The organism is Mesorhizobium sp. M1A.T.Ca.IN.004.03.1.1, from assembly GCF_003997555.1.
In the GTDB taxonomy this organism is placed as follows: domain Bacteria; phylum Pseudomonadota; class Alphaproteobacteria; order Rhizobiales; family Rhizobiaceae; genus Mesorhizobium.
Genome location: NZ_RZTV01000067.1, coordinates 1 through 404, shown reverse-complemented (window position 1 = coordinate 404; position 404 = coordinate 1). Strand labels below are relative to the sequence as shown.

General features: G+C 65.3%; 1 protein-coding gene. It reads right to left on the bottom strand.

The window, feature by feature from the left end; translation table 11 throughout:
• Positions 1-404 (bottom strand): MFS transporter (locus EOD29_RS30705; RefSeq protein WP_164763887.1); only part of this gene is annotated, 404 nt, incomplete at both ends.

Below are 404 nucleotides of genomic sequence, written 5' to 3'. Positions count from 1 at the left end.
CGGTAGCGGGTGATGGCGAAGCCGCCCGAAACGATCGATGAATAGAGACCCATGATCCGGCCCCGGCGCGGCGCCGGTGTGATCGAGATCAGCCAGGTTTCGCTGATCACGTAAAGCGGATTGGCGAAGACGCCGAGCAGGAAGCGCAGCGGCATCCAGGCCCAGACGTCCTGCCCCCAGGCAATCGTCATCAGGGTGAGCGCGGCCAGGCTCGAACACAGGATCGCCAGCCGCGCTCCGCCCACGCGCCGCGAAAGCGCCGGAATGAAGGGGGCCGACACAATGAAACCCAGCGGCGTCATCGCCGCCGACAGGCCAATCAGCCCGGATGTCGTTCCCTGTCGCTCCAGGATAAAACTGAGCAGCGGATAGGTCAGTCCCTGGGCCACGGCGAACACCGTGAC